Raw genomic sequence first — 5462 nt, 5'->3', positions numbered from 1 at the left:
ACCGGACTCACACGACCAGCCATTAAAGTGTCAACCACGTACATCATGGTTTGGGTGAGCTGAGCCAGCACTATGGGCCCAGACAGTTTCAGAATGGTTTTGGCTTCAAAGCGGGAAAAAGGTAACATGGCAACTCACAACAGACGGATTAGACGCGATTTTTTCGGCGCGAAACAGCGGTTAATTTAGCATAAACAGGGGCAGTGATGTTTACCGGAATAGTTCAGACTCAGGCGATTGTCGATAAAATTCAGCATAGGGCAGATTTTTGCCAAATACAGCTTCAGGTAGCGGCTGTTTATCTGGTCGCTCTGGAAAAAGGCGCCAGTATTGCCATTAACGGTACCTGTTTGACCGCAGTTGAGTTCTATTGTCAGGACGAGCAAGGTTTTGTGCTTTTTGACGTCATTGACGAAACTTTGCGGCTGACCAACCTTGGTTTATTAAAGGTTGGTGATAAGGTCAATTTTGAACGTTCTTTGACCCTTGGCAAAGAATTGGGTGGACATATTTTGTCGGGCCATATTCATACCACGGCAACTATCAGCAGTATCAGCCAAAGTGAAAATAACTGCGCCATGCACCTGATGTTGCCGGCGCCATGGGGCAGTTATGTGTTTAGCAAAGGTTTTATTGCCATCGACGGCATCAGTCTGACGGTCGGTCAGCAGAAGTTACATCCTGATCAAAGTTGTGAGTTTTCCCTGCATTTAATTCCGGAAACTTTAGCAGTCACAAATCTGGGACAAAGGCAGGTTGGCGACAAGGTCAATATCGAAATTGATCAGCAAAGTTATACCATAGTGCAGAGTATCGAACGTATTCTGAGTGCCCGCGGCCTTATTACAGCTTAATAAATAACGCCGATACCAAAGTGGGTTGTGAACAGCTGCACAGCAAAGACGACCGTCCTGCACTGAACCAAACAAGGGTTGTCGCTGTGCAGGGCGGCGGGTTTGCTGCAGCGCAGCAAAGTCTTGCCACAAAAGCCAAATGTTGCATGCGACAGCAGCTGGTTGCTAAAAAATATTAATAAATCTGCTCGTCGTCGGCATCAATAAACACCTGCACACTGCGGTGTGCTTCATCCTTGTGCGTTTTGATATGAATAGGATTACAACAATTACTGCAATCTTCAAAATCGTCCTGATCTTCTCCGCTGACATCCAGCGTGATATGGGTTGGGTGGCCACAAAATGGGCAAATAATGGTTTTGTTGATCAAGTCCATCATATCCTCCGGTAGCGAAGTAGCTTGCTGCTGTAACGGCACAGTGCAGCATGTATTGATTGCACTCAGTGTAGGCCTAAATTTTCGTTTCTGTTGCCAATCAGAGTTGTGGCCAGGCCAAAGATGTTATTGCAAATCTTCGGCAGTAAATTCAGTTAATGAACTCAGTATTTTATCGGCAATCGCATAAGCCGGATCTTGTTGATGGGCTCTATCGGGCACAGCAATACAACGCATTCTGGCTGCCTTGGCAGCAATTACCCCAGTGACGCTATCTTCGAGCGCCAGGCAATGTTCAGCAGCAACACCAAGTGCGCTGGCAGCATTAAGATAAACCTGCGGATGAGGTTTAGCCCAAGGTAAAAACTCAGCAGAGCAGGTGGCCTGAAAAAAGTGTGATAATTGAAAGTGTTCCAGAGTCGCCAGCATCATCCGGTGATTTGAAGAGGTCGCCAGTGCCAAAGGTAAACCGGCAGATTGGCACAAACTTAGCGTTTCACGGGCGCCCGGCATTAATTTACCCCGGGTGATGATCATCTCAATCACCCTGTTGATAATAAGGTCGGCAACCTCGGCGGGGCTTGGCCCTTGCCATGCATGGATGTTGTACCAGTGCTGCACCACATAATCACAACGCCAACCTAAAGTTTGTAGTGTGTCTGCGGGTTGAAGCGGAACACCAAGAGAAGAGAAAGTTTCATATTCGGCTTGTTGCCAGAAATTTTCTGAATCGAGCAACAAACCGTCCATATCAAAAATGACTGCACAGATCATCAGTTGTCCATTATCTGTGGAGGTTACAACAAATGTTGGCGGATATAATCTCTTGCCTGCCAGCTGTAACGTCCGCCACGAATATAAGCGTGATGTAATAAATGGTACAGATTATAAAGGTCTTTGCGTTCATTGTAACCGGCATCCAGTGGATACACCTGATTGTAAGCATTGATAAAACTGTCGGGCAGAGGGTCAAACATCTGGCTGTAGGCCAAATCTGCTTCCCGGTCACCAAAATAGCAGGCCGGGTCAAAAAGTACCGGCACCTCAGATAAAAAGCCGATATTACCTCGCACCAGTTCACCATGAAGCAAAGCGGCTTTGGGTTGATGTCCATGTAATTTCTGGCGTACCCGTTCAACAATTTTATCGATATCGCCAAACTGCTGATGTTGCTCGGCCAACAATTGCAGTAGCCAGCCAATACGCTGTTCAGAAAAAAACGACGACCAGTTGGCCTGCCACTGATTTGGCTGCATGGTGGCACTTAGATAATTATCCCAGTCAAAACCATACATCGCCTGATCGTCCGCTTTGTGTAAAAACGCCAATTGGTGGCCAAGCGCTTGCCAGCCGTAGGGGTGCGCACTGGTCATCGGTAAATATTCCATCACCAGAAATGACTTATCCAAGGTCTGACCGGCACAGATAATTTTCGGCAGACGCACACATTGCCGCTGTGTCAGCACTTGCATGCTCAGGGCTTCGGTTTCAAAACTGTCCAGTACTTCCCGCTGGTTCAGTTTGACAAAAAACTCCATATCAAGCCCCTGAATGTGATACAGCATGTTGCCGGAATGGGTGGACAGCTGATGTTTTTGTTCTATCTGAAAATCACATTGTATTTCGGCACTGATTTGTTCTGCGAGCGCTTGCCACATAGATAAACTCCGCTGTTATCTGATAATAAGCGTGGGATGCCTGTAGTATGGTGCAAAATCGGCCAAAGTGGAGTTGTAGTGTTGCGAAGCAACACCCTTGCCTGCAAAGCGCCCAGCCAGTAAGATAACGGCGCTTTTTGGCTGACAAACCCAGGCTACGTGCCCGCATTTGTTGGTTTAACCGTTCGTATGGTTGAACACCATCAGGCATCCACCTTCTTCGATAAAACAAGTGTCCCTTGGTATGGGTCACCACTGTAAGGAAAATGACATGCCAGTTATTACTCTGCCTGACGGAAGTCAGCGCGTTTTTGAAGCGCCATTATCTGTTTTAGACGTTGCCAAAGACATTGGCCCTGGCCTCGCCAAAGCCACCATCGCCGGCAAAATTGACGGTGTATTGGTAGATGCCTGCGAAATGATCGACCGTGACGTGAAACTGGCCATAGTGACCAGCAAAGATGAAGCAGGTCTGGAAATTTTACGCCACTCTTGTGCGCATTTATTAGGTCACGCCATTAAGCAACTGTGGCCAAACGTGAAGATGGCCATTGGTCCGGTAATTGACAACGGCTTTTATTATGACGTTGATTTAGACCGCCCAATCAGTACCGAAGATTTAGCGGCGCTTGAAGAGCGCATGCTGAAGCTGGCAAAAACCGAATATGATGTTGTGAAGAAAAAAGTCAGCTGGCAACAGGCTTATGACACCTTCGCAGCGCGTGGCGAAAGCTACAAAATGGAAATTCTCGAGCAGAATGTCGCCAAAGACGACCAGCCGGGTTTATACCATCACGAAGAATACATTGATATGTGCCGTGGCCCACATGTGCCAAATATGCGTTTTTGCCAGCATTTCAAAATTATGAAAGTGGCCGGTGCTTATTGGCGTGGCGACTCCAAAAACAAAATGCTGCAACGTATTTACGGTACAGCATGGGCCGATAAAAAGCAGCTGGGCGCTTATTTAACCCGTTTAGAAGAAGCCGAAAAACGCGACCACCGTAAAATTGGTAAGGCGCTGGATTTATTCCACTGGCAGGAAGAAGCGCCAGGCATGGTGTTCTGGCACAACGATGGCTGGACTATTTATACTGAGCTTGAAAAATATATCCGTGAAAAACTGCGTTCATTTGATTATGACGAAGTAAAAGGCCCATTGATGATGGACCGCTCTTTGTGGGAAAAATCGGGTCACTGGGATAAATACGCCAGCGCCATGTTTACCACTGAGTCGGAAAAACGTGAATACGCCATTAAACCGATGAACTGCCCGGGTCACGTGCAGATTTTTAATCAGGGTTTAAAGTCTTACCGTGATTTACCGCTGCGTATGGCTGAGTTTGGTTGTTGTCACCGCAACGAGCCGTCTGGTTCTTTACATGGTTTAATGCGGGTTCGTGGTTTTACTCAGGACGACGCCCACATTTTCTGTACCGAAGAGCAGATTGAAGCCGAAGTCGGTGGTTGTATCGATATGGTCTACGAGACTTACAAAACTTTTGGTTTTGATAAGATCGTGGTGAAACTGTCTACCCGTCCGGAAAAACGGGTTGGTTCTGACGAAATCTGGGACAAAGCGGAAAAAGCGCTGGCCGACGTACTGACCAGCAAAGGCATTGAGTTTGAGTATTTACACGGTGAAGGTGCCTTCTACGGTCCGAAAATCGAATTTACTTTGCATGATTGTCTGGACAGGGCATGGCAATGTGGTACTGTGCAGCTCGATTTTTCAATGCCAGCGCGTTTAGGTGCGTCTTATGTGGCTGAAAATGGCGAAAAACAGATTCCGGTGATGATTCACCGTGCAATTTTAGGTTCACTGGAACGTTTTATCGGTATTTTGATTGAAGAATATGCGGGTTTAATGCCGGCATGGTTGGCGCCGACACAGGTAGTTGTGATGAACATTACCGATAATCAGGCCGATTATGTGAAAGATTTAGTAAAAACTTTCAAATCTCACGGTATTAGAGCAACTTCTGACTTGAGAAATGAGAAGATAGGCTTTAAAATCCGCGAGCACACGCTGGCACGTGTTCCGTATTTAGTGGTTGTCGGTGACAAAGAAGTTGAAGCCGGTGATATCGCATTAAGAACACGTAAAGGCGAAGACTTAGGTAAGATGACTGTAACGGCGTTTGTTGACAAACTGACGACAGAAATCAAAGACCGGGTCTGATGATATTAATCCTTGGAGGAACATACCATTAAAGTAGGAAAGAAACCGTTACCGACGAACAGACCGAATCGTATTAACGAAGAAATCAACGTCCGCGAAGTGCGTTTGATTGGTCTGGAAGGTGAGCAATTAGGAGTAGTAGGTATCGCTGACGCCATTAAATTGGCTGAAGATGGTGGTTGTGATCTGGTCGAAATCAGTCCAACAGCTGAACCGCCTGTTTGTAAGTTGATGGACTATGGTAAGTTCCTCTTTGAAAAGGGTAAAGCTGCTAAAGAGCAGAAGAAGAAGCAAAAACAGATCCAGATCAAGGAAATCAAATTCCGGCCTGGAACTGATGAAGGCGATTACCAGGTAAAACTACGCAACCTGCGTCGCTTCATTGAAGAGGG

General features: G+C 46.6%; 6 protein-coding genes. 3 read left to right on the top strand and 3 right to left on the bottom strand.

The window, feature by feature from the left end; genetic code table 11:
* Positions 1-206 precede the first annotated feature (206 nt).
* Entirely contained in the window at positions 207-854 is a 648-nt protein-coding gene (locus RCH83_RS03040) for a riboflavin synthase subunit alpha (protein WP_306518905.1), read from the top strand.
* Positions 855-1029: 175 nt separating this feature from the next.
* On the opposite strand, the gene RCH83_RS03035 is transcribed toward RCH83_RS03040, so the two are convergent.
* The 3 genes from RCH83_RS03035 to RCH83_RS03025 form a co-directional block, all read right to left on the bottom strand.
* Complete coding sequence (locus RCH83_RS03035; protein ID WP_260656636.1) at positions 1030-1230, bottom strand: CPXCG motif-containing cysteine-rich protein; 201 nt, start codon at positions 1228-1230, stop codon at positions 1030-1032.
* 126 nt (positions 1231-1356) lie between these two features.
* The gene (hxpB, locus tag RCH83_RS03030) at positions 1357-2004 is read right to left on the bottom strand and encodes a hexitol phosphatase HxpB (RefSeq protein ID WP_306518903.1); all 648 of its coding nucleotides are present in this window, start codon (positions 2002-2004) and stop codon (positions 1357-1359) included.
* A gap of 23 nt (positions 2005-2027) precedes the next feature.
* Positions 2028-2888 (bottom strand): fructosamine kinase family protein, encoded by an 861-nt coding sequence (locus tag RCH83_RS03025; RefSeq protein WP_306518901.1) that lies wholly within the window; start codon positions 2886-2888, stop codon positions 2028-2030.
* Between the two features lie 271 nt (positions 2889-3159).
* On the opposite strand from RCH83_RS03025, the gene thrS reads away from it, so the two are divergent.
* Together thrS and infC are read left to right on the top strand one after the other, a co-directional pair.
* Positions 3160-5070, top strand: a complete 1911-nt coding sequence (thrS, locus tag RCH83_RS03020; protein WP_306518899.1) for a threonine--tRNA ligase — start codon at positions 3160-3162, stop codon at positions 5068-5070.
* 27 nt (positions 5071-5097) lie between these two features.
* Positions 5098-5462, top strand: a 365-nt coding sequence (gene infC, locus RCH83_RS03015; protein ID WP_373689736.1) for a translation initiation factor IF-3, incomplete at its 3' end; no start/stop codon positions are given.

Source organism: Rheinheimera sp. (assembly GCF_030824435.1).
Classification (GTDB): domain Bacteria; phylum Pseudomonadota; class Gammaproteobacteria; order Enterobacterales; family Alteromonadaceae; genus Pararheinheimera.
The sequence above is the reverse complement of the archived record's forward strand: the minus strand, read 5'-3'. Positions and strand labels throughout refer to the sequence as shown.